Annotated in this window: 1 protein-coding gene; it reads right to left on the reverse strand. The window is 67.6% G+C overall.

Features of this window, described 5'->3' with window-relative positions; translation table 11 throughout:
* A partial coding sequence (locus tag IVB32_RS02710; protein WP_247409700.1) for a TetR/AcrR family transcriptional regulator occupies nt 1–389 on the reverse strand: 389 nt, incomplete at both ends.

The raw sequence follows: 389 nt of genomic DNA on the forward strand, positions 1-389 counted from the left end.
CCGCCGAAATGTTTGGCGTCGATCTCGCGCCAGCGCTCCCAGCCGAGCACGGCCGGGCCGTCGCGCAGGATGATCTGGCCGGTCGGGCCCTTCGCGGTCGCGGCGAAATAATGCTGGGTGCCGGCGACCATCGCGGCAAGCACGTCCTTCTCGGCACGGGCCGTGCTGTCGATTTCGGCGACGAGGTCGCGCGAGACCTCATTGAACACCGCTTCGAACACCGCCTCCTTGGTCTTGAAGTGATGATACACCGCGCCCTTGGCGACGTGGGCGGCTTCGGCGATCTCGTCCATCGTCGTCGCGACAAAGCCTTGCGTCCCGAACAGGCGGCGCGCCGCCGTCAGGATCGCCTCCGATGTCGCAGCCCGCCGCTCCGCCTGTTTCGCCAT

Source organism: Bradyrhizobium sp. 23 (assembly GCF_023073295.1).
Taxonomy (GTDB): domain Bacteria; phylum Pseudomonadota; class Alphaproteobacteria; order Rhizobiales; family Xanthobacteraceae; genus Bradyrhizobium; species Bradyrhizobium canariense_D.